At 56.4% G+C, this 23199-nt stretch carries 24 protein-coding genes and 1 pseudogene; 10 read left to right on the top strand and 15 right to left on the bottom strand.

The window, feature by feature from the left end; all coding sequences use genetic code 11:
• The 3 genes from HP564_RS03205 (at nucleotide 1) to HP564_RS03195 (ending at nucleotide 1784) form a co-directional block, all read left to right on the top strand.
• Nucleotides 1–228 carry a non-oxidative hydroxyarylic acid decarboxylases subunit D gene (locus HP564_RS03205; RefSeq protein ID WP_371240112.1) on the top strand — a complete coding sequence of 76 codons (228 nt, stop codon included), beginning with the start codon at nucleotides 1–3 and terminating at the stop codon, nucleotides 226–228.
• A 244-nt stretch (nucleotides 229–472) separates the two neighbouring features.
• Complete coding sequence (locus HP564_RS03200) at nucleotides 473–1021, top strand: GNAT family N-acetyltransferase (protein WP_371240656.1); 549 nt, start codon at nucleotides 473–475, stop codon at nucleotides 1019–1021.
• Nucleotides 1022–1388: 367 nt separating this feature from the next.
• A complete protein-coding gene (locus tag HP564_RS03195; RefSeq protein ID WP_371240110.1) occupies nucleotides 1389–1784 on the top strand; it encodes a VOC family protein in 396 nt (131 codons plus the stop codon).
• Nucleotides 1785–2247: 463 nt separating this feature from the next.
• Here HP564_RS03195 and HP564_RS03190 read toward each other — a convergent pair whose 3' ends face one another.
• The gene (locus HP564_RS03190; protein ID WP_371240108.1) at nucleotides 2248–2637 is read right to left on the bottom strand and encodes a nuclear transport factor 2 family protein; all 390 of its coding nucleotides are present in this window, start codon (nucleotides 2635–2637) and stop codon (nucleotides 2248–2250) included.
• On the bottom strand, nucleotides 2637–2885 hold the full coding sequence (locus tag HP564_RS03185; protein ID WP_371240654.1) for a methyl-accepting chemotaxis protein: 249 nt from the start codon (nucleotides 2883–2885) through the stop codon (nucleotides 2637–2639). The genes HP564_RS03190 and HP564_RS03185 overlap by 1 nt, the downstream gene beginning before the upstream one ends.
• 575 nt (nucleotides 2886–3460) lie before the next feature.
• Between HP564_RS03185 and HP564_RS03180 the strand changes: the two genes are divergently transcribed.
• The 3 genes from HP564_RS03180 to HP564_RS03170 all read left to right on the top strand — a co-directional run bounded on the left by HP564_RS03180 (nucleotide 3461) and on the right by HP564_RS03170 (nucleotide 6117).
• Nucleotides 3461–3943, top strand: a complete 483-nt coding sequence (locus HP564_RS03180) for a glutathione peroxidase (RefSeq protein WP_371240106.1) — start codon at nucleotides 3461–3463, stop codon at nucleotides 3941–3943.
• A 654-nt stretch (nucleotides 3944–4597) separates the two neighbouring features.
• Complete coding sequence (locus HP564_RS03175) at nucleotides 4598–5311, top strand: bacteriorhodopsin (protein WP_371240104.1); 714 nt, start codon at nucleotides 4598–4600, stop codon at nucleotides 5309–5311.
• Entirely contained in the window at nucleotides 5308–6117 is an 810-nt protein-coding gene (locus HP564_RS03170) for a Brp/Blh family beta-carotene 15,15'-dioxygenase (RefSeq protein WP_371240102.1), read from the top strand. Before HP564_RS03175 ends, HP564_RS03170 begins: the two co-directional genes overlap by 4 nt.
• Before the next feature lie 36 nt (nucleotides 6118–6153).
• Here HP564_RS03170 and HP564_RS03165 read toward each other — a convergent pair whose 3' ends face one another.
• Nucleotides 6154–6699: a GNAT family N-acetyltransferase gene (locus tag HP564_RS03165; protein WP_371240100.1), complete on the bottom strand. Its 546-nt coding sequence runs from the start codon at nucleotides 6697–6699 to the stop codon at nucleotides 6154–6156.
• A gap of 431 nt (nucleotides 6700–7130) precedes the next feature.
• A complete protein-coding gene (locus HP564_RS03160) occupies nucleotides 7131–7697 on the bottom strand; it encodes a TetR/AcrR family transcriptional regulator (protein WP_371240098.1) in 567 nt (188 codons plus the stop codon).
• Between the two features lie 129 nt (nucleotides 7698–7826).
• Here HP564_RS03160 and HP564_RS03155 point away from each other — a divergent pair, with 129 nt between their 5' ends.
• Entirely contained in the window at nucleotides 7827–9236 is a 1410-nt protein-coding gene (locus HP564_RS03155; RefSeq protein ID WP_371240096.1) for an amidase, read from the top strand.
• 80 nt (nucleotides 9237–9316) lie between these two features.
• Here HP564_RS03155 and HP564_RS03150 read toward each other — a convergent pair whose 3' ends face one another.
• On the bottom strand, nucleotides 9317–9775 hold the full coding sequence (locus tag HP564_RS03150; RefSeq protein ID WP_371240094.1) for a GNAT family N-acetyltransferase: 459 nt from the start codon (nucleotides 9773–9775) through the stop codon (nucleotides 9317–9319).
• 430 nt (nucleotides 9776–10205) lie between these two features.
• Between HP564_RS03150 and HP564_RS03145 the strand changes: the two genes are divergently transcribed.
• The gene (locus HP564_RS03145; RefSeq protein WP_371240092.1) at nucleotides 10206–10757 is read left to right on the top strand and encodes a GNAT family N-acetyltransferase; all 552 of its coding nucleotides are present in this window, start codon (nucleotides 10206–10208) and stop codon (nucleotides 10755–10757) included.
• Between the two features lie 16 nt (nucleotides 10758–10773).
• Here HP564_RS03145 and HP564_RS03140 read toward each other — a convergent pair whose 3' ends face one another.
• Nucleotides 10774–11694, bottom strand: coding sequence for an AraC family transcriptional regulator N-terminal domain-containing protein (locus HP564_RS03140; RefSeq protein ID WP_371240090.1), 921 nt, complete (start codon nucleotides 11692–11694; stop codon nucleotides 10774–10776).
• 105 nt (nucleotides 11695–11799) lie between these two features.
• On the opposite strand from HP564_RS03140, the gene HP564_RS03135 reads away from it, so the two are divergent.
• Entirely contained in the window at nucleotides 11800–12633 is an 834-nt protein-coding gene (locus HP564_RS03135) for an oxidoreductase (protein ID WP_371240088.1), read from the top strand.
• A gap of 274 nt (nucleotides 12634–12907) precedes the next feature.
• Here the strand turns inward: HP564_RS03135 and HP564_RS03130 are convergent, their stop codons facing one another.
• Together HP564_RS03130 and HP564_RS03125 are read right to left on the bottom strand one after the other, a co-directional pair.
• Nucleotides 12908–14365, bottom strand: coding sequence for an MFS transporter (locus HP564_RS03130; protein WP_371240086.1), 1458 nt, complete (start codon nucleotides 14363–14365; stop codon nucleotides 12908–12910).
• Between the two features lie 106 nt (nucleotides 14366–14471).
• Entirely contained in the window at nucleotides 14472–15218 is a 747-nt protein-coding gene (locus HP564_RS03125; protein WP_371240084.1) for a glucose 1-dehydrogenase, read from the bottom strand.
• 128 nt (nucleotides 15219–15346) lie between these two features.
• Between HP564_RS03125 and HP564_RS03120 the strand changes: the two genes are divergently transcribed.
• Nucleotides 15347–16228 (top strand): LysR family transcriptional regulator, encoded by an 882-nt coding sequence (locus tag HP564_RS03120; protein ID WP_371240082.1) that lies wholly within the window; start codon nucleotides 15347–15349, stop codon nucleotides 16226–16228.
• Nucleotides 16229–16307: 79 nt separating this feature from the next.
• Here the strand turns inward: HP564_RS03120 and HP564_RS03115 are convergent, their stop codons facing one another.
• The 7 genes and pseudogenes from HP564_RS03115 to HP564_RS03085 all read right to left on the bottom strand — a co-directional run bounded on the left by HP564_RS03115 (nucleotide 16308) and on the right by HP564_RS03085 (nucleotide 23199).
• Entirely contained in the window at nucleotides 16308–16610 is a 303-nt protein-coding gene (locus HP564_RS03115) for a chorismate mutase (protein WP_371240080.1), read from the bottom strand.
• Between the two features lie 156 nt (nucleotides 16611–16766).
• Entirely contained in the window at nucleotides 16767–17351 is a 585-nt protein-coding gene (locus HP564_RS03110) for a DUF308 domain-containing protein (protein WP_371240078.1), read from the bottom strand.
• 1099 nt (nucleotides 17352–18450) lie between these two features.
• Nucleotides 18451–19041: a TetR/AcrR family transcriptional regulator gene (locus HP564_RS03105; RefSeq protein WP_371240076.1), complete on the bottom strand. Its 591-nt coding sequence runs from the start codon at nucleotides 19039–19041 to the stop codon at nucleotides 18451–18453.
• Nucleotides 19042–19140: 99 nt separating this feature from the next.
• Complete coding sequence (locus HP564_RS03100) at nucleotides 19141–19683, bottom strand: cytochrome b (RefSeq protein ID WP_371240652.1); 543 nt, start codon at nucleotides 19681–19683, stop codon at nucleotides 19141–19143.
• Entirely contained in the window at nucleotides 19683–20726 is a 1044-nt protein-coding gene (locus tag HP564_RS03095) for a catalase family peroxidase (protein WP_371240074.1), read from the bottom strand. The genes HP564_RS03100 and HP564_RS03095 overlap by 1 nt, the downstream gene beginning before the upstream one ends.
• A 475-nt stretch (nucleotides 20727–21201) precedes the next feature.
• A pseudogene (locus HP564_RS03090) lies at nucleotides 21202–22072 on the bottom strand (VOC family protein).
• On the bottom strand, nucleotides 22069–23199 hold the full coding sequence (locus HP564_RS03085; protein WP_371240072.1) for an amidohydrolase: 1131 nt from the start codon (nucleotides 23197–23199) through the stop codon (nucleotides 22069–22071). Before HP564_RS03085 ends, HP564_RS03090 begins: the two are co-directional and overlap by 4 nt.

Here is a 23199-nt window from a genome sequence, read left to right as displayed (position 1 = left end):
ATGATCTGTCCACGTTGTGCCGACGAAAAAATAGACGTTATGGCTAACTCACCTGTAGAGGGCGTCTGGACTGTTTTCCAGTGCCAACACTGCTTGTATACCTGGAGAAATACGGAGCCCGCGAGACGCACTGAACGGGAACATTACCCTGAGGCGTTCCGCATGACGCAGAGTGATATAGATAATGCCCCGGAAGTTCCCTCTATTCCGCCTCTGCTGGCGAAATAGTCATCCTGCGGCGGACATAGGTCCGCTGCTTGTATCTGTCCAGGCATATTGTTTGACCTGCTCCCCGATGACTGATACACCGCGATGCCATTAATGTCCGCTGTTCGCTCATAGCGGACACTGGCCAGCACAACATCCGATTTGTGCCGGGCGGGGACAGGAGCACAGTTAGATTGCTCGTGAAAGAAGAATTGTGCATGGTGGTAAAACAGCCTCATCAAATATGCTCAAACCAGGGGAAATGATGACTGCTCAGCAAGCGCCTCGACTTGAAACAGAACGACTGATTTTAAAGCAATTTACGCTCGACGACTTTCCAGCTCTTATGGCGTGCTGGAGCACTCCTGAAATGGCTAAAATTAATGGCGGTGAGAATCCAACGGCAGAAATGGTTTGGAGCCGCTTATTACGTTATATCGGGCACTGGCACGCGTTAGGATATGGCTATTGGGCCGTGTTTGAGAAAGCAACAGGTCGTTATGCTGGTTCGTTTGGCTTCCAGGATGCTCATCGTGATATCACACCTGAGTTAAGATACCCTGAAGCGGGTTGGACGTTGATCCCTGAGTTTCGTGGAAAAGGTTATGCGTCTGAAGCACTGGCCGCAGTTTTACTATGGGCCGACCAGATTTTTTCCTCCCCGGTGTGCTGTATCATTGATGAAGAAAATACGCGTTCCAGTTATCTGGCTGAGCGTTTTGGTTTCCAGTTTCACGATTATGTTAGCTATCGCGGTAAGCAGGTACGCATGCTTGTACGCCAGTCGTTAACCAAACCATTCATGCAAATTTAAGTGGGGCAGTGGGGGAATTTGACGTTAAAGATCTTCGTCGCTTCTGGTTAGTAAAAATCTGACTGGCACTTTTCTTTCGACGCTTTTTTGCCCGCTGTTGCTAACGGAATGTCCGCTTTTCGCTCATAGCGGACACTGGCCTGCACAACATCCGATTTGTGCCAGAAGTGGGCGTTTCTAACATCTGCGAGCACGGATCAGCAGAGAATGAATCTCACCGCATAACAATTCAGATGCGCCTAAATCTTCATAGCCGTTTTTCACGATATAGCCGGGGAGAGGTGCCGGAAACGGTCCGCACGCATCAGGAACGCGCTGAGGGCCTCTAAGGTATGTTATGGTAAATCATGATAAAAATGAGGTGTTTATGGCACTGCAACATATGAGGATAGCCAGACCTGTCAGCGCATTAAGTAAAAGCAGTGAAATGTACTGTAACGGGCTTGGATTAGAAAGAATCAGTGCTTTTACAGATCATGATGGATTCAGCGGATGCATGTTAGGGCTGGATGGCTTGTCCTGGCACCTTGAGTTCACCCAGTGCCATCATCATCCGGTCCTACCTTCACCCTCAAGTGAAGATCTCCTGGTTCTGTACATTCCTGAGAAAGACAGCTGGCGAACCACCTGTGAAAATATGGGTAACGCTGGCTTCACCAGAGTTAAATCATTCAATCCCTACTGGGATCGCAATGGCATTACCTTCGAGGATATGGATGGATACAGGGTTGTTATCCAAAACATGCACTGGGGCAAGCGCTGAGTTCAGTTCCTGGCCGGGATGTTATGCCTAATTTGCATAACATCCCTACCCTGTGAATTTGGCGTCCGTTTTTCGCTCAAAGCGGACCTTTAGCTCAGTTAGCTTGTCCGCTTTATGCCAGAAGAGGAGATCAAGAATGCCTAAAAGAGCCGTACTCCAGGTGAGATGGACACATTACCATCGTCGTTCATCACTCGGGCCTTAAGAGACTCGGCAATAGCTGACATTTTTCTACATAGCTGCGTGCTTAGCCATTTGGTGTAAATATTGCCGTCACTCCAGTCAAGCCATGTCTCTTTGTACTCATCGGCTGGACACAAGTCTGGCAACGGCTCAGGTTCACTGGAAGAACATCCTTATTGTGTATTCTGTATTTTGCTCAAGCGCATGCTGGCCGGTACGTGCGGACCTTGCTGACAAGATGCCCCGTTGCTATCAGCCGCTCTCTCACTTCTGCCCAAGATTAAGGCAGAGACGTCTCGTGAAGATGTCGCCAGATTGCATGATCCTCATCACCCCTTTCAAACACGGCTGTTGAAAAACGGCAAGTTGCTTCCTCTCCAGGTAACTGCTGTATTTCTTTATAGGTGACTGTGGCACCTCTTTCATTTTCAGCGATAACCTGCATATCACTAATTTCAATATTTAGTCCCTGCCGGGTACCACGCTGAGTAGAGAAGAAAGCTTTTAACGCGGCAAAATCGAGCAACACTCCACCCGGTGTCATCATCGAGAATGTTGGGCTGAAGCGTAACAGTAATTTGTCACAGATATCAGCATGCGCATCAGCGTCGCCTAACCAGTTCTGAATCAATATGTGTGTATCCAGCACTTCTTTGAAATAACTGTTCATTACTGCTCCTGATTAACTAAATAAATTACGCGCTGATTACTGAGACGATAACAGCACAGCACGGGAATAACGGCGCTGCATGCTGCTATTCCAAAGCAAAGATGATAAACCTGTTCTGCGGGCAGGTCGGTATTTTCAGCCTGATCCCGGGAAACATGAGCCAGACATCGCACTTCGCCAGCCACCACGGCAAAGTCTTTTCCGGCCTTACCCGCATGCGCAGCTCCGACAGCCGCATTGAGCGCCAGAATATTGGTCTGGAAGCGATATTGCTGATGTCGTGCGCAATCACATGGATGCCGTTTGAGAGGGTTTCCAGTGCGTCCATTTCCTCACCCGGACGTCCCTGTGGCTGCTGACTCTGTTTTACCAGATTGCCGTTGGTGCGAAGCGTCCTTTCGGCCAGCGTCAGCGCTTCCCCCTGATGCTGGGTGTCTGCTCCCAGCCCCGACAGCGCCTGAACGGCAGGGGCCAGCTCCTGCTGGTCGTTTATCACGTGCGACAGCACGCCCGACTGGACCCGGTTCAGTGCATCCCAGCGGACGAGTTTGTGTCAGGCGGACGGGGAATCGTCTGCATGAGCGGCCCCATGCGGCGTGTTGACAGGCCAGCTAATCTGCTGCAAGTGCCTGAGCTGGCAACTATAATAGGGGACTGAGTGTGGCTACAGCTACATCATGCTGTAGTGTGAGCCTGCTGGAACCGCAATGCACGTTGTCGTCACGGCAGTAACTAACAGAGGCGATGGCTCCCTCACTATTTTGCGCCTGCCAGCTTCACAGCCTGCGCAGCGTCAACTTGATCCTGTTCTGAGGAGTGCGATATGGCCCCCTTTTATCAGTTTACGGCCACCAGCCTGCGCGGCGAGCCTGTTTCAATGGCCGACTATGCGGGCAAAGTGGTTCTGGTGGTAAACACCGCCAGCCGCTGTGGATTTACCCCACAGTATGCGGGTCTTGAGGCGCTTTACAAAAAATACGCCGCACAGGGACTGGTGGTGCTGGGATTTCCCTGTAACCAGTTCGGTAAGCAGGAACCGGGCGGAGCGGATGAGATCGCACAGACCTGCTTCATCAATTATGGGGTGAGCTTCCCGATGTTCGGGAAGGTCGAGGTTAACGGAGCGGCTGCGCACCCGGTGTTTCGCTACCTGAAACATGCCTTGCCTGGCGTACTGGGTGAACGGATTAAATGGAATTTTACCAAGTTTATGATCGGGCGCGACGGCCAGCCTCTTAAACGTTTTGCGCCTGTCTCCACGCCAGAGAAAATCGAGGCCGCACTCCTTTCTGCACTTAAGGCCTGAATGCGGCACCGATATTCAGCGGATTACGTCAGAGCGTTAAAAAAAACCATGATGGAATTTATCGCATAATGCAAACAGGCTGGCAGTCGCTGTTATCAGGCTGCGGGTCTGTTCTCTGTTACCCGACGGTGCCCATTCTCTTTATTTATCTCCACCCGGAGATTGATCATAAAATCCGCATCATAAATAAAAATCGCTTGTGATCTTTGCTCAATCACTTTGAAGAGTAATCCTGCAGGATTTTTAATCTCCCTTAGCACAGATGGCTTATTTTCCCACAAGAAAATATAAAACTTGCAATCTTATCGCGCGCGAATAGTCGTGTGGATATACTATTTATCATTTTATATGATTGATTTTAATCACATTTTTATCATTAAGCGGTACGGTGATGATGTTGATACAGATTTGAATGACACTAAACGAAACACAAAATTACATAGAGAGGGCTTAGTTGCTATCGCGGGCATTTAAATCAGGGATAAATCTTTTCAGAGTGCTTCAGAAAAAAATGCCTATGGCTTGTTAATTAGCAGGCTGGCGATCCCGCCATATACTCAAAAGATATTCCTGACGGAATATGAGCGTTATTAACTTTTAATTTTGGCAGCGCAGCAGGCGCAATAAGGGCATCTGTGCTCAGGAGAGATTAACATGGATCAAACCGCATTCTTGATCGGCTTTTCGGTCATGGCAATTGCGTCACTGGTTATTTACGCCACCGGCGGCAAAAAATTTCCCTCTCGTCACCATACGCTGATGCACGCATCAGTTCCTTTTATAGCCGCGACCGCCTATCTGGCGATGGCGCTGGGGGTAGGTAACCTGACGCTGGACAGTGGCACGGTGGTTTATATGGCGCGTTATGCTGACTGGTCAATCACCACGCCGCTGTTGCTGGCGGGACTGGTGATGCTGGCCTTCCATGAGCAGGGCAAGCCGGGCGAAATGGGCGGCTTTCTGACCGCCATCATTGTGCTGGATGTGATGATGATCGTTACCGGTCTGCTCTCCGCCCTGGCGGAAAGTGCCGGTACCAAATGGGTCTGGTATCTCTGGTCTTGTGCGGCATTCCTCGGCGTGGTTTACCTGCTGTGGGGACCGTTGCGCGTGATGGCTACAGAGCGCGGCACTGCTCTGGCAGGGGCCTATGCCAAAAACGTGACGCTGCTGACGGTGGTGTGGTTTATCTATCCAGTCGTTTTTCTGGCAGGGCCTGAAGGGCTTAAAATTATTACCGATCCGTCATCGATCTGGGCATTTCTGGTGCTGGATATCATTGCCAAAGTATTTTACGCCTTTTACGCCGCCTCGAACCTGGAAAAAGCACTCTCGCAGACCCGGCATACGGCTGGCGCGAGGATATGATCCTGCCCCAGCGAGTCGGGTGGACAGGACTATGGGGGGCAGCACTGGCTGCCTCTTTTAGCCCGCTGTCCGGGCAACTGTTATTTGCGATTGTGGCGACGGGTATGATCGGCATGGCGCACGGTGCCAGCGATCTGGCCGTTGTCAGACAGGCGCGTCAGTTGCCCTTTCTTGCCCTCTATGGACTGGTGATGGTGTTCTGCCTGCTCTGGTGGCATACCAGTCCGTCTATGGCGCTGCCCCTGTTTTTACTCGCCTCCGCGGTGCATTTTGCGCTTGAAGACGCTCCTCAGGGAGGGGCAATGGAACGCCTGACGCGCGGCGTCAGCATGATCGCCACCCCCGCTGCGTTACACGCAGGCGAGTACAACATTATCCTGCATCAGGCAGGGCTGGCCGCTTCAGCGCCTGGCGCGCTGGCATGGGGTATCGCCATTACTGGCGGAGCCTGCGCAACGGGCCTTATAGCCGTGGGTCTACGCCGCTGCGACAGGCGCCTTCTGGCCGGGACGCTGGCGTTACTGATCCTTCCGCCGTTTGTCGGGTTTTCGATGGGCTTTTTAATTCTGCATGCGCTTCCACAGACCCGCCTGCGGCGCGATCGGCTGGGATGTGCCAGCTATACCGGCTACTTGCGGGCAACCTGGCCCGTGCTGACGGCGGCCATTCTGCTGGCGACGGCGATCGTTGTTATAATGCTGCCTGCGGACAAAGCAGGGATTCAGTCACTGTTTGCCGCACTGGCTGCGCTTGCTGTTCCGCATATGCTGATCACACCCTGGTTTGAGCCGCCACAGTCAACCTGACGCCGGGGGCAGAGCGGCTGTGAACCGGCGGGCCGTTTATGCGCCGCACTGCTTCCGGCGCGTCCACGCCTCGCGGGTGAGCGTGAACATCAGGTTGGCAGGGGGATCGTCCAGATTCTCAATCCGCTGAGTCAATACCAGCCCGGCTTTTTCCAGCACGCGGCGAGAGGCGAGATGATTTTCGCGGGTCACACCGACAACGTCAGCAAGCTTCAGCTCGTCAAAGGCGTAGCTCAATGCGCGACGGGCCAGCTCCGTTGCATAGCCTCTACCCCAGGCTGCGGGTTCAAAGCGGTAGCCCAGATTGTTGGTCTGTTCGCCATTAAATTCGCTGACGAACACGCCGCCAAAGCCGATAACCCTCTGCGGGTCACACTTTTCAGCCACTGCCCAGTCATCAAAACCGTAGCGTTCGCGGTCTGCTGCGCGCTGAAGGATCACGCGACGGCTCTCCTCAATGCTCTGATGGGGGCCGCGTGGATTAAACGCATGGGTTCTGACATCGCCATATATGCGAAACAGCGCGTCCACATCCGACATCCTCACGGGCCGGTAAAGCAATCTCTCTGACTCCCAGTACATGGGGTTCTCCTCCCTGAGTTGAGGCAATTTGCATTCGTTCGTCAGCAACAGCTGGAATAAGCAGAAGGGGGCCTCCCCCTGTTGCTTTCTTCGTTGTTTTGTCCGGCGCGGAAGCCGCTGAAATCAGCACTCTCGTCGACCTGTTCGCTTCTGCCTGACGCCTGCTGTTGTGCTGCCACGCGGGGTCATTACCTCATACCTGCGCATAATAAACAATTGATTAACCTACAGGACGCGTGCGGCGAGGTATGTCCGTATGACCCATCAATCGCTGATAGTCCACCGCGCGCGGGCAGGCTGACAAAAAAGATAGGGAGATGGTTGACTACACGACCTGCAGCTCAGATGTGGGCGGTGCCTGAAGCGCTCAGGCGCTCAACCCTGTTCCGCAGCAGACCACGCGCTGCGGATTGTAACTCCGTTGATACGTTTCAGCGTGCGGGCAGCAGACCCGCCGCCCGATACCCCTCAACCAGCCGATCGAACAGCGCAATATCATTGCGGCTTCTGGCCATTAGCTGAGCGCCTGCGATAGCAGAAAAAATGGCAGCAGCCCTGATCTGGCTCTGCTCTGGATCGGTTATTTCCGCCTCACGCAGCTGGCGGGCAAGCCAGGCAATATTGACGTCGGCAAATTTTTGCACTTCTGTCTTAACCGCCTCTGGCAGATCGTCATATTCCGCCGACATAAAGCTCCCCATACAGAGGCGGTTTTCGCTTTCAAGCGAGCGGCGGAAAATCTGCGGATAGCCGTGCAAACTCGCCCGGGCCGAGCCGGTTTTTTCTTTGATTGCGTCGAGATCGCGAGCGGTATCTTCCCAGTAGCGCTGCGCCACGGCCGCGCCCAGCTCGGCCTTGCTGGAAAAGTGGTAGTAGATGCTGGCCGCTTTAATTCCGACCTCATCCGCCAGGCCACGGATATTCAGGCCGGTATAGCCGTGGGCCTGCGCAAATAGTCGGGCGGCAACCAGGATCTCGTCCCGGGATGTTTTGCTCATTGTTCGCTTCTCCTCGATAGCATTGCCCCTATTCTAACATGTGTTAGGTCAGTATTGACAACCCTGGAACAGAGGATTATGGTTTACCTAACAACTGTTAGTTAGTTTAATCCACCACGAGGAAAGACCATGAGCCAGGACATTTTTTATTCTGATGCTACCGAACTTGCCCAGATGATCCGCCGCCGCGAAATTTCACCCGTTGAGGTTATGCAGGCGCATATCGACCGTATTGCAGCCACTAATCCTGACGTTAACGCGGTGGTAACGCTTGCCGAAGACGCCCTGCAACAGGCTGCTGCTGCCGAAAAGGCCCTTATGCAGGGTGACGCAACAGGCCCCCTTCACGGCGTGCCTTTTACCGTCAAGGACTCTATTGATACGGCAGGCGTGTTGACTCAGCGCGGTTCGCCCATTTTTAAAGGCCGTCGTCCTGACAGCGATGCCGTCAGCGTGTCGCGCCTTAAGAAGGCGGGCGGCATATTGCTGGCGAAAACCAACCTGCCTGAGTTTTCTTACTGGATTGAGAGTGACAACCTCCTCTCCGGGCGCTCAAATAACCCCTGGGATCTGACCCGAACGCCGGGCGGCTCCAGCGGCGGTGAGTCCGCTGCCATTGCTGCCGGTATGTCACCGCTGGGGCTGGGAACCGACCTCGCCATTTCGGTGCGCGGCCCTGCTGCGCAGACCGGGATCACCTCAATGAAAGCCACGCACGGCAGCGTACCCATGACGGGCATCTGGCCGCGCGCTCCGCGCCGCTTCTGGCACGTTGGCCCGATGGCCCGTTCTGTGCGGGATATTGCGCTGGCCTTTTCGCAGCTTTCCGGACCTGACGGTCATGACGCCTTCTCCAGCAATGCACCGGTCTATTCTGACGGGCTGCCCCTGGTGACCTCACGCCCGCTGCGAATTGGCTGGATGACCGGTCCTGGCTTCGGCCCCGTTGATCCAGAAGTGGTCGCCGTAGTGAAGGCAGCGGCGGACGCGCTAAAGGCACCGGGCGTTGACGTTGAGCAGGTGGGTATTCCGGCACTGGAGCAGGACTTTGCGCTGGACGTCTTTAACCGCATTCACGTTATGGAGATGAAGCCGGCTTTCGCGGCGGCAACGGCTGGCCATGGGGCAGATGAACTCTATAAAATGGCAAAAACGATGCTCTCTCTGCCCGATACCTCCATGGCTGATTTCATTGATGCAGAGCAGGGGGCAGAACGGTTACGCGACGGTTTTGCGGAGTACTTCTCACGTTTTGATGCGCTGATCACCCATGTGCTGCCCATTCCGGCACACAAACATGGCGTGGATCAGTTTGTTATCGATGGTCAGGCGGTGGACGCAACTTATCTGCAAGGGGCGACGGTGCCACTCAACGTAACGGGCCTGCCAGGTATCTCGCTGCCGTTTGGCAAAAGTCATGAAGGCATGCCCATCAACGTGCAGATTGTGGGCAAATGGCATGACGAACCGCTAATTCTCCACGTTGCCGCTCTGCTGGAGGCCGTCAGTCCGGTGAAAGGTTCTCATCCGTCACTGTAAGGATGTCAGCGCCCCGCGATCTCCGCGGGGCCTCTGGCGATCGGGCGGGTTCCGCCCGGCCAGGGGCGAGTGTTACACCCTTATCCAGCTGATAAAGATTTTGCCAGGCATACCGCCTCTTCCCGCCCCACATAAGGGCCGTAATTCTCAATGCGTACGTAGCCGTTTCTCTCATAAAACTGCACCGCTTTTTGGTTGACGCGTCGGGTTTCTAACCAGATTTCACGATAGCCCAGCTCCCTTGAGCAGGCTTCCAGAAAGGTGAGCAGGGCCTGGCCGATTCCGGGTCGACTCCGATCTGAATACATCCTTTTAAGTTCAGCAATATCTGACGCCATCGGCCGGATAGCGCCACAGCCCGTGGCGTTGCCGTTACTGTCCCTCGCCACTGCCCAAACCGCTCTTTTCCCCTCCAGCGAGGCGAGGCTAAAATGGCTGTTACCGCTGTCACCGGTAATGAACGCAAGTTCTGCCGACAGTTTTTCAGTCAGGTAGCGGGCATCAGGTGAACGTGGATCGGCCTTTTCTACTGTTATCATGATGCATCCTTTGTCATTGTGGTGAGCAGGTTTATCGCCGGCACGAGAGTAGCATACTGGTGAAAACGGTACGCAACCAGCAACCCGGAGCGGCCTGATCTGCAGAAACAGAGGCGAACCGGATCAGGAAGGGTGTAATGATGCGACATGACATGTCGGTGATAGCCATCATGGAGGCGATGTAGTGCCTGTATGCCCAGACTCCCTCTTTGGCGCGGACGCCATGCGCCGATCGCTTGCAGGCAGGGTGGCCTGTGAGTGACAGCCTGAATGAGGAGAGGGCCGTGGCCGGATCTGACTGTGGTTATCGCCCGAGCTTTGCCCTTGTATCCGTCACGCAGATGCGGGGTAACCTACCCGATGAACGGCTACTGCAGGTTCTGCAGAGAAGCAGATTAACATGCCTTCACCACGTCTGAGGAGCACGCTTATGCCTGATATTGCCGCTTCCCGGCTGACTTATCGCAGCCTTGAGGAAAACGACTGGCCCTTTTTCCTCGCCCTGCACCAGCAGCGCGACCTGATGCATTACATCAGCGAGGCACGTACGGAGGAAGAAATTCGTCTCCACGCGTTTGAGAAACGGCTACATCCCTGGCATAAAGGCAGCGAGCACTGGCTATGCCTGGTTATCAGCGAAAAAAACAGCACGTTGCCAGTAGGCCTGACGGGGTTTATCGAGCGAGGGGAGGGCATGGCTGAAGTGGGGTTTATTCTCGCTGCCGCGTTTCATGGTCAGGGCATTGGCAGTGCCTCTCTGCACGATATGGCCTGCTTCGCCTTTCATACCCTGGGGTATCGCAAGTTAACCGCGACGGTAACGTCGGGAAACGAAGCGTCACGCAGGACCTTGCTCAGGGCAGGATTCAGGCAAGAGGGCACGCTGAGACAACACTATTATCTGCACGGCAACTGGCAGGATGAGTGGATATTTGGTCTGTTAAAGGAAGAGTTCAGGGGAGAGCCGATCTCCTCCTGGTAACCATACTGAAGCAGCCTCAGTGAGAGGATACAAACAGTGACGACTGCTGCACAGGCGGAACGGCGAAACTACGCTGCATACGTTTGACCTCCTCAGCCGGAGTCAGGCCAAACAGACGCTTAAATTCACGATTAAACTGCGACGGACTTTCATAGCCCACCGCGTAGCTTGCGGCAGCGGCGGTAAGCTGCTGTCGCACCATCAGCAGGCGCGCCTGGTGCAGACGTATCGACTTGACATACTGCATGGGCGGCGTGCGGGTTATTGCTTTGAAATGAAGGTGAAAGGTTGGCACGCTCATGCCTGCTTCCGACGCCAGCTGCGTCAGCGTCAGAGGCTCCGCGTAGGTGGCATGGATGCGCTGAAGCGCCTTACCAATTTTGCCAAACTGTCCCTGCAGCGCCAGTGCGGCGCGCATAGCATTACCCTGTGGGCCCGTCAGCACGCGAAAATAGAGCTCACGCAGGCGCGCCGGGCCGAGGATGGCCGCTTCCAGCGGCGTATTCAACACCTCAAGCAGGCGCAGCACCGCTGTTTTTACCGCATCATTCATCGGGCTCGACATCATGCTTTGCGGCGCGGCGGGGGGCTGTGGAAGGCCGTGTTGTTCAATTTGAAGCATCAGCTCTGCGGCAAGTCGAAAATCGAGATGGAGATAGATCGCCAGCAGCGGGCGTTCTGCCGACGCCTCCGTTTCCATAACAAAGGGGACCGGCACCGAAACGGCCAGATAGTGTTGCTCATCATACAGGTAGGTTTGCTGGCCGAAATAGCCTCGTTTGCTGCCCTGGCAGACAATCACAATGCCTGGATCGTAAAGCACTGGCGTTCGGGCGAGCGGGCGGTCAGCGCGTAAAATGCGCACGTCGGGCAGCGCTGTGAGGTTATACCCTTCCTGAAGCGCAAGGGCCTTAATCAGTGGGATCATGGCCGACATCCGAACACCTCATAAAATCAGGCAATAAAACGAGAAGATATGACCTAAAAATGCATGATGCCAGAGAATACTCTGCAATCTCTACGGTTCATGGAGGTTATTTTTATGGCATCAGCTAAAACCCTTTTTATTACCGGCGTCAGCAGCGGCTTTGGCCAGGCCCTGGCACAGCACGCCCTTGCCGCAGGGCATCGGGTGATTGGCACAGTGCGCAGCCGCGAGGCACTACAGGCGTTCGAAGCGCTTGATGCGACGCGTGCGGTTGGCCGCCTGCTTGACGTCACCGACGCTGAGCAAATTGATAAGGTGGTCGGGGAGATCAGCTCCAGCATGGGTGAGGTGGATGTGCTGGTAAACAACGCGGGTTACGGCCATGAAGGTATTCTGGAAGAGTCCTCTCTGGCAGAGATGCGCCGTCAGTTTGACGTCAATGTGTTTGGCGCAGTCGCGATGATCAAAGCGCTGCTGCCGGGCATGCGTCAGCGCCGCCGCGGCCACATTATTAATATCACCTCGATGGGCGGGTTTATTACCCTGCCCGGCATCAGCTACTACTGCGGCAGCAAATTTGCGCTGGAGGGAATTTCAGAGACCCTGAGCAAAGAGCTTGCTCCCTTCAATATTCACGTGACCGCCGTGGCGCCCGGCTCCTTCCGCACTGACTGGGCAGGGCGGTCGATGGTACGCAGCGCTCGCACCATCCCAGACTATGACGCCCTGTTCGATCCCGTTCGCCAGGCGCGTCAGGAGAAAAGCGGCAGGCAGCCTGGCGATCCGGTCAAGGCCGCCCAGGCCATACTGGCTGCGATTGAGAGTCCGAACCCGCCCGTCCATTTGCTGTTAGGCAGCGATGCCCTGAGTCTGGTGCGGCAAAAACTCGCGGCGCTGAGCCAGGAGATCGCCGAGTGGGAAACACTCACGCGTTCCACGGATGCCTGACGCGCTAAAGAGGTTATGGGTGGCGGAAAGACACAGGAATGGCCGATTGCACAATCGGCCTTTTCTCGCGGGCCGCGGGCGGCGGCTGACAGGGCTTTCCGCTCCGATAATCCATCAGGCTTTGGGGCTGGATAGCCTTCGCCACGGCTTATCTTTGCTGACCCTCACCCGTCTGGTTCAGTCCGGAAAGCAGGCTGTCCGGTTGATCGCCAGCCTGGTCTGTTCGGCGTCGGGTAATGGGCGGCCACTCTGCTCAAGGGTGGCCTTTGCAGCGCTACTTAAGTGAAAAGCTGGCTGGCGTCGAAGCACGCCGGGAGGCGCGCCGGATAAGTCGGATGCTCAGCCCTGCACCAGCAGCGAGGCAGCCCGCCATCGCCAGAAGCGCGACGATAAAGGCATGTGTAATGGCAGCCCCGCTGCCGCTGTCGCCCAGCAGACTGTAAAAAAGGCCGCCGATGACTGCAACGCTCAGCGCGGTGCTAATCTGCAACGCTGAGCTGGTGATGCCTGCAATCATCCCGGAAAACGGTGGGGCAACCTGACCAGTGACCATACGCACCAGCGTTGGCATCGCCAGCCCCTGACCCAGCCCGGTGATAAACAGGAGTAGCGCAAGGGGCAGCATAGCCGGAGTCATGCCTGCCGGCGTCTGGGTGATTAACCCCGCCATGCCCGCTAACCCGGCCGTCTCCAGCCCCATCCCGATGGCGCTCAGGTAATTCCCGGCAAAACGTCTTAGCCAGGGCGTCAGCAACGGTCCAACCAGAAAGCCAAGGCCGAAGGGGAGAAAAAGGGTGCCCGCCGTCAGTGCGTGCAGACGCAGCGCGCCCTGCAGGTAGATCGAAAAGAGCAGAAAAAACGCGCCGATGGCGTAAAAGAGCAACACGATCGTTAGCCCCTGGCCCAGCCCCGGCGTCCGCAACACGGCGGGATCGAGCAGTGGCGAACCGCCACGCTGGCTCAGGCGACGTTCATAGCGCCATAACCCCGCTGCCAGCAGCGGCACGGCAAGAAAGAGCAGCCACGTCCACCAGGGCCACTGCGCCTCACGGCCTTCGATCAGGGGAAGGATCAGCGCGCTCAGCGTCAGGCTCGCCAGCAGCATACCGACGGGATCCAGCCGCTGTGCAGACGGCGCTCGCGTCTCTTTCAGCAGCGGCAAGCCAAAAAGCGTCACCAGTATCGCCACCGGCAGGTTAACAAGAAAAATAGCGCGCCATCCCAGACCGAACAGATCGGCTGCGATCAGAATGCCGCCCAGCACCTGCCCGATAACAGAGGCCAGACCAAATACGGCGCCATAGAGACTCAACGCCAGCGGCTTCTCCGCTTCCGGAAAAATGGCCTGCACCGAGGCCAGCGCCTGGGGGGCCATAATCGCGGCGGTTGCGCCCTGTAAGATGCGCCCGGTGATTAATACCCAGGGTGACCAGGCCAGACCGCACAGCAGCGATGCGCCAGCAAACCCGATCAGCCCAAGGAAAAACATTTTTCCGCGCCCGTAAATATCTCCGAGGCGGCCGCCGGTGATTAAGGTCACCGCATAGACGGCCGCATAGGAGGAGATAACCAGCTGTTCAGCCGAGGAGGAGGTGCCCAGCTCTCCCTGAATAGCAGGCAGCGCGACGTTAACGATAAAAAAATCGAGCGGCTGCAAAAATGCCCCTACCAGTAAAATAATGAACATTGCCCAGCGACGCGGCTCGGCGTGCGTGATATCCGGTGTCGACATAGAAGACTCCTGACTGAAAGTTATGCTCCCCGGAAAGAGAGAGTGACAGGTCATCGAGCTGGCTGTGCAGGCGCGCAGCCTCCAGCCAGCCCGACGGGCGAGAGGATCAGCGCATCCCCCCCGAGGCCAGAATGATCTCGCCGCTGATCCATCCCGCCTCTTCGGAAGCGAGAAAGGAGACGATCGGGGCAACATCCTGCACCTGACCGATGCGGCCGAGCGGGGTGAGCTTTTCATTCCAGGTCTGAAAATCCGAGTGCATCGCGCCCGCACGGTGGCTGCCTTCCGTTTCTGTCAGACCCGGGCTGACCGCATTGACGCGAATGCCTCTGGGACCCAGTTCTTTCGCGAGCACCCCGGTGATGGCGTCCAGCGCGCCTTTGGCACCGCTGTAGATGGCGCTCTCAGCGATAAACACGCGGGTGACGAAGGAGCTGATGTTGATAATGCTGCTGCCAGGACGCAGGTGAGGTACGGCGGCGGCGGTGACCAGCAGCGGGCCCAACACGTTAATGTCGAACTGCTTGCGGTAGAGCGCCTCGGTGCTCTCTTCAATGCTGGCGAACTGATAGATGCCGGCGTTGTTCACCACAATGTCCAGCCGGCCGAAATGGCGAAGGGCCGCATCAGTCAGCCTCTCGACCTCGGCCTGACGGGTGACATCCGCTGCGATTGCCACCGCCTGGCCTCCGGCGGCCGCGATCTCTGCAACCACCCGATCGGCACCGCTTTTGTCCGAGGCGTACCCGACGATGACTCTTGCCCCCTCCGCCGCCAGCTGGCGGGCAATGCCAGCCCCGATACCTTTGGATGCGCCGGTAATAAGCGCCACCTTCTCTTGTAATTTGCGCATGGTATTAGCCTCTGATAGCGCCGCCTGAGGCGACTGAAAAGATGAGACCAGAGTGCTACTTACAAAGATGTTTGAGAACTGACACTTTTGTAGTTACGATGTTCATTTTTGTACGGTGAGGCGGCAAAATGGAGTGGGGAGACGTTCAGGTATTTCTTGCGGTTATGCGCAAGGGATCGTTCGGGAAGGCGGCGGAAAGTCTTGGTGTAAGTCATCCCACGGTTGGACGTCGCATCAAGGCGCTGGAAGAGGAGGCGCAGCAGGCGCTGTTTCGCCGGACCAGTGAGGGGCTGGTGCTGACGGATGCCGGTGACAGGGTTATGAAGCTGGCCGAAGCGATGGAGAGTTCAGCACTGGCAATGGAGCGGCGTCTGGCAGGTAATCACGAGCGCCTTGAAGGACTATTACGGATCTCGTCGGCAGAGTGGTTTGCCAGCTACGTGCTTGGCCCGGTGCTGGACGAGCTGACGCATCGCCATCCGGCGATCGTGCCGGAAATCATTGCCAGCTATCGCCTGCTCGACCTGGCGCGCCGTGATGCTGACATCGCCTTTCGTCTTGTACCCTTTACCGATCCCGACATTGTTCAGCGTCGCCTGATGCGTATGCCTTATGCCCTTTATGGCACGCCTGAAAATGCTCAGGCGCTGCTTACCGATCCCGCCTCGGTCGGGCTGATCATGATGAACACCGGACAATCACACTTTCCTGACGTCTCCTGGCTGGTTGAGCGATTTCCACAATCGAGACCGGCCTTTAAGAGCACCAGCCGGGGAATTCAGGCACAAATGTGCCTGCGAGGGTTGGGCGTCGCCGTGTTGCCACAGCCGCTGGGTGATGCGACGCCGGGATTGCAGCGTATCGCCACGCCAGATTTGCCGCCCTCAAGAGATATCTGGGTAGGCTACCATCAGGATCTGCGGCATATGGATCGCCTGCGCGCCCTGCTGGATATTACAGACCGTATGCTGGCGTCAAAAGCCGATGCGGCGAGTGCCCCCTCCGCCTGAACGCGAGGCGGCATCGCCTCGCCTGCCACGTCTGTCACCTGTGCGCCCCACACCTGAAAGGCGTGGGGCGCACCCTGCGTCAACGCGGACGGTCAGCTCGTAATTGCCCATGCCTGCGCACTACCTCGTCAATAATGTAACGCATCAGACCTTCAGCAAAATCCGCGTCGAGCCTGGCATCCTGTGCAATCTCTCTGATTCTGGAGAGCTGCACTGCCTCGCGGCTTTTATCACGCTCCGGCAGATTATGCCTGGCCTTAAGCTCACCCACTTTTTGCGTACAGCGGAAGCGCTCGGCCAGCAGGTAGATCAGTGCGGCATCAAGATTATCGATGGTGAGTCGGTGCGACTGAAGCGGTGTTAGGTTATCAGAAAGAAACACGGGTTCGCCTCTTACAGTTAAGCGGTTAAAAAAGGGGGGCGGCGCTATGACGCCGCGTCGGGAAGTGAGGTGTCTGCCTGACGGCATAATTCAGGCGCCAAACCCTTAGCGTTGTCACAGATTGCCCGCTAAGCCATCAGGTTGCGCGTGTTACACTTATTGCCTGGCCAGGGGTGGAGTTTTACGGTTGTTTTTTATCGTCAGTGAGATGGCTGAAATCAAAAAATACACGACGCCAAAAGCCGCATAGGGTGCAACCGTTGTGACATCCAGAGCCATGCCGCTGCTGGCTTGTTTGAACATAAATCCGCCCGCCAGCGTTGACTGCGCACCGCTTAACATCATCGCCCATTGTCCGTCAGAGGCTTTCCAGCGACGAACCGAGGCAGAAAGCTGAAGTACGCCAGAAAAGATTGCCCATAATCCAAACACTTTGATGGTTGCATTTATGCTGACTGAAAGCGCCCAGATAATCGCCAGGGCGATCAGCAGGCTGACAACAACATTCCATTTCTGCGGTGGGTTGGCGGTCAGGCCGCCCGATTGTCTGGCGTCGAGATAATTAGCGAATGCGTCCCACGCGGGATAGAGAATAAGCAGCGCCGCGCCGACAGCAGAATGATGTTTGCCGATAAAGAGCGCAAGCAATATCCATATAATGGACGCGGTTGCTCGCAGATAATAATAAGACTGCAGCCATTTGTTTTGTGAAGGAGGGGATAATAACGTGATAGTTTGCATAACCATATCTCCCGATATAAAAGGGTTATTACGTTCAGTCAAGGTGCCTGTCTGAGCGGGTGCTGCAACAGAGCAGGGTAAAAAAACACATTAGTGCGCCCTGACAGAGCCGGGTAATAAAGCAGGCCGTCGGGGAATTGCAGAACAGCGTTGGTCCGGTACATCTGCTGCCGCGCGTCGCGGGCATTAAAAAGTCAGGCTACTTCTTTTCATCACGCCGGATAGCGGACTGGTGATAACCCAGCCGATTGAGCCCGCGAAGTCTGCGTATACGCAGTGGCGGTGCGCTGAGGGAAAACACCACGGGAAACCGGATTATTTCAGGCGGGATCCAGATAAAAAAATTTGCAACCGCTACGTTCGTTACAGGCGGTAACGGGCACGCGTGCAGCTGAGCGGCAACCGCGCACACTGCGCCGCTATCGCCTGATGCAGCGGAGCCAACTACGCCGTACCAACAGGCCGGAGCGTCAGTGACAGCGTCCCGGACAGGGGTTTCCTTCATACAGACTGAATGCGCTGGTTCTGACGGTATTGTCCTGCTGGCGAGCAACTGTCTGAGCAGCCTGTCTGCCTCTGATTGACCGGGAGAGATTTTTGCCGGGCGCGTAAGGGGCTTATCTGCCAACGCTGAACCCTGAGTCTGAAGGCGCTTAACCCGATTTTGCAGCTGCGTCTGAAAACCCAGCGTAATGGCGTCAGGAGACTGCATCTGTATTTTCTGACGGTTTAATTCTGTAATGTCTGTTAATAACGGCGGCGCGGAAATAGCGTTCATAAAAAGTGTCCTCGTGTCAGATTGAGCCTGAAAAAAAACTGTGTTTGACGTCACTGCGGCTATCTTGATTGCCTTTCTAAAAAAGGGGCGCTTTGTCATCGCGCGCGTCGCCTTATATACCTACTAGAAGGTAGGTTGATGGTCAGCAATGCCTGAAATTCGTTATGTCGCCTGTCATCACCCGCGCATTTTCAAAATGAGAGTGAGTCAGGCACTATTTGCACGCATGCAATAAGAATTAATTTGCAAGCAAGTCATAAAACAGCGCGCTGCGAACATGAATAAAAGCCACTGCGCGCCGCTCGTCATACACGCCACCGTTTAGCGAGGGGCGATTAACTTATTCAGCACCGGCTTAACAATCTGGAGAAAAAGATCGGCATTGTTAAAAGCACGTGCGGCGACCATGGCACCGTGCACCGTCGCCATCAGAGATTTAGCCTCGACCGCTGCACTCTCCCGCAGGATAAAGACGCCGCTGGTGGCTCCCCGCTGCAGTATGTTGGTCAGCCAGCTGGCAAGATCGGAAAAATGCCCGCTGACCTCCTGCGCGACCTCTTCAGGTAATTGCGGCAACTCTACCGCCAGCATTACGCAAATACAGAAAGGGGAGGTGTTCTCCTTTATACAGGTCGCCCAGTAGTTGACGTAGCCGTTAATCTCACCCAGGGCATCACCCGCAAAATGCTGGCTGGTTGCTGCCATGCCCGCCCGGGCCTCCTGACGATAATCACTGACGACCGCCTGTACCAAATCTGCCTTACCCGGGAAATGGTGGTGAATACTGGCTTTGCGGATCTGTACGCGCTCGGCTAGATCGGCGTAGCTAAAACTTTTATACCCGCCTGTCGTAAGCAGCATTCGGGTGTGGTGAATAATTTCTTCAGCTTTCGGTGAACGTTCGGTACTCATGCATGCTCCGGCAGCGGTGCTAAATTCGCTGCAATATACGTATCGGCCCTGAACCTACTGACCGGCCATCAGGTTGTCAAGCGCAGCAGACAACAGGCGTCAGCGCTTACGCAGGCCGGATCCCGCCATGCTGTTAAAGACGCCATCGCGCAAAATCAACGCGTGAAACAACGCGGCGGCAAGATGCAGCAAAACGGTGATAAACAGCGCCAGCGCGACCCAGGTGTGAAGCGGTCGCAAAAGCGCCCAGGTATCATTACTGACTGGCACCAGCGGCGGCAGCACCAGACTACCCAGCGTGACAGGATAGCCTGCCGCCGACAGCATCGCCCAACCAATCAGCGGCTGCGCCAGCATCATGGCATAGAGCGCCCAGTGGGAGAGGTGCGCTAACGCTTTCTGCCAGCCGGGTAAGGTAGCAGGGAGAGCGGGTTTAGCGGTGGTAAAGCGAAGCCAGAGTCGCACAATGACCAGCAGCAAAATCATCAGCCCAAGCGGCTTATGAATGGCCACCAGCAGGTTGTGTAAAGAGGAGACCGTGGCAACCATGGCAACGCCGATAAACAGCATCGCCATAATCGCCGCCGCCATCAGCCAGTGGATCGCGCGCAGTGCCGGGTGGAAAGCGTCAGTCTGTTTCATCATTGGGCCTCAGCCTGTTCGTGGGTGCGAGCATGATAAGATTTGGCATAGGCGGATGAGCGGGCACTGAGAAGCGGATCATCCGAAGCCGTGATGCCATCCGGTAAAATCAGCGGGTCATAATTAATGTCGTTACAGGCCCCTGCCTGCTGGGGTGTTGTCCGGCTGATGGTCAGGGTGCCCGCGTTGATCGTCTGACGATCGGCAGGCCACGCGACCGTTGCATCGTCGCCTCTGTCCTGCGGGCCGGCGACGGTGACGATCAGATCCCATTGTTGAGGGCCCTGTGCCAGCCGCTGCTGTAAATCGTTGCTCAGGAAATTAGCGTCCTTTTTCTCTTGCGCCTCAGCAGGCTGATATTTCGCGTGCGGTACCATGCTCCAGCGCACCAGGTGTGAATGGCCTGCAGCATCAATAAAATTAAACGCGTTAATGCTGTTAAAACGGTCGCGGATCCAGCTGGAAGAGGGCACATACTGCTTCGCCCAGGCAAAAAAGGGTTTAATTTCAGGATGCTGCTGAACAAACGCCTGAACCTTAGCAGGATCGGGCTTGCCGCTTTGCTTATCCGGCAGCGTGGCAACTTGCAGATCGTAAAAACCCTGCACACTTTGCACCGGAAAGAAAGGCATCGCATTCATGCCGGTGCGCCATTGCTCACCATCTTTTTGATAAAAAGCCAGCGCCATGCTGCGTACTGGCACTGCATAGTCTGGCGCACCGGGATTGCCTCCCGCGATGGCAAAACGCCCCACAACAGGGGTGACACCAGGCGCGAACAGCGCCGCGCGTGAGAGCGTTGCGGCCTGGCCGCTGGAGGTAAAGTCGCCAAAGATACAGACTCCCTTGGCATGATTGCGGCGATAGCCCGGGTGGTGGCCACCAGCCTGTTGCAGTGCCGTCACCAGTTTGTCCGACGTCAGTCGTTCAGGCGTCAGCCAGCCCCCCACCCACAGCATGAGTGCTATGAGTAACAGCGGAATCAGCGCAATGAATGCCAGACGCATCAGTGTCTGGCGCGTAGAGAGCGTGGGTTTATTCATAAACAGACTCAGGGTAGCGAAAATTTAAGCAAAGCCCACCTGTGCATCCGCCGTCTGGTCTGGCGCGTGGCAGCAGAATGAGGTTCAACATTCAGCAAATCTGATTTGAATCTACTAGTAGGTAGGTTAAGTGTCAATCGAACTTTGTCTAAAAAACAGCCCTTACCGCGCGCGTGCCCCAAATAGTTAATCTTCGCCGGGCGCAGGAACTCTTCGTGACGTGGCTGAGTGCAGGATTCGTTGCCCAATGTCGCCGCGCTGGACGTTATCTCAGGGATAAAGGTTATCGCAACAGCAGTTACTGCGTGACCCGCCGCTGATGCTATGACGCTGCGGGCTCTGAGAAGGGCGTGAACCGGGCAAAGAGCCTGCTGTCACCGGACGATGTCAGGCCAGCAGGTGTGAAGCTGCCGCGGCGCAGGGGTGCAACAGCCTGCAAAACCCGTGGGGTTGCCCGGACAGGGTTACGCTCACCTCAGACGTGAAAGCGTAGCGCCACATTAAACCCCTGCTCCGCCGCAACGACAATTGCCTCCTGCTCCTCACGGAACGGAATATCGCCCAGCAGCAGGCTCGTTTTCACCTTAGCAAGATCGTTGCTGCGGAAACTGAGCGCAGACATGCGCGCTGAACCGTCATAATTTCCGGCAGCGATCCGAAACGGGTCTGTGCGTAGCTGGCAGAGGCAAAGCGCACCTGCGCCGCCCCGGCCTTCAGCACAAAAGCGCCGTCATGACAGGCAAGGATGCGATCCGTGCCAAACAGGTGGCTATAGACCTGAGCGGCGAGCGCCGGGTCCTGTGCCACGATGACAAACTCGCTGATAGTATGCACGCCGTTTGGATGCGGCTGCCAGGCGGCCTGCCACACCGCCTGCGGCGTATCGTGCTGGCAGAAAAACTCTGGCCGTTGGGGATCAGCGCTGGACGCAGCCGCACGGTGCGAAAATGCGCCTCGCTCGCTGCACCGTCCGGCAGGGTAACGGGACGGTAAAACGTAGCGGGTGCCTCGCCGTCCAGATCCTGGCGCTGCAGGTGCTGAAAGGCACTCTCTGCATCCTGGGTTTTCCACACCAGTCCGGACAGGCCGAGCGGAGCCTGCCACAAATCCTTGTGTTGTTCGCCGCGCCCTGGCGCATAGCCCAGCAGCGCCAGATAGTTCTCGGCAAAAATCGCCAGATGGTGGCTGGAGCCAGGCGTTGGGTGACTTCGCTCGCTGAGCTGAAAACCCAGCCGACGATAGCGCGCGCTCGCCTCATCCAGCCGGTTAGCCACGGTAATTACGCCATGATCCAGTACCGGTACAGGAGCCTGAGAAGTCCTCTCTGCTTTTCTCTTTCTTGTCATAAGCGGGCCACGATCGCCAGCGCACGCGTTGCCAGCTCGGTAAAGTAGTCCACCGCTGGGGCGATAATCCCCTCATCGGGATCGAAACCCGGGTGGTGGAGACCAAACGGGCTGGCGCTGCCAATAGTGACAAACGCGCCCGGCACATGGCGCAGGTAAAAAGCAAAATCCTCGCCGCCCATCTGCGGTGTAGTGCGCTCAATACGGAAACCGCGCGCCTGCGCCAGCGCCAGCGCAAAGTCAGCCCAGGCGGGGGTGTTCACCAGCGCTGGCGGCCCGGCGATCCACTCGAGTTCGGCATCTGCGCCAAACCCTGCGGCGATACGGCCAGCCAGCTGCCGGATTTTGTGTGGCATCACCTCGCGAATGACGTCGTTATGGGTGCGCACCGTGCCCTCCAGCTCAGCGCTCTGCGGCAGCACGTTCCAGCTGTTGCCCGCGGTGAAGCGCGTGACGCTCAGTACCACCGACTCCAGCGAGCTGAATACGCGGCTCGGCAGAGTCTGCAATGCCGTCACGATATGGCTACCGATAACAATCGAGTCGATACCTTCGTGTGGCCGCGCGGCATGCGCGCCCTTGCCCTGTATGCGGATACGAAAGCGATCGACGTTAGCGTATAAGGCACCACCGCGCGTGCGCAGCGCGCCGAGCGGCAGATCAGGGGCGTTGTGCATGCCAAAAATAGCCTGCACGCCCTCCAGCGCTCCCGCCTCAATCATCTGCTGCGCGCCGTTAAAGGTCTCTTCAGCTGGCTGAAACAGGATACGCACCCGGCCCGGCAGCTGTGACTCCTGCTGGCGCAGGCGATGTGCCACGCCCAGCATCACCGTCGCGTGCAGATCGTGGCCGCAGGCGTGCATCACCCCGGCCTGCTGCGATCTCCACGGATGATCTACTGCCTCATCCACAGGCAATGCGTCGATATCAGCGCGCAGCGCAATGAGCGGCTCGCCATAGCCTGTTTCCGCGACCACACCGGTTTTTAACGGCAGCGGCAGCAGGCGGATATCGGCCTGTCGCAGCCAGCGGGTGAGACGCTGTGTGGTCTCAAATTCCTGGCTGGAGAGCTCCGGATGCTGATGCAGCTCGCGTCGCCAGGCAATCAGTTGATCAGGTGAAAACAT

The sequence above is a fragment of the Pantoea sp. KPR_PJ genome (genome assembly GCF_041386365.1).
GTDB lineage: Bacteria > Pseudomonadota > Gammaproteobacteria > Enterobacterales > Enterobacteriaceae > Pantoea.
Note: the sequence above shows the minus strand (reverse complement) of the source record. Positions and strands in the feature narration are given on the sequence as shown.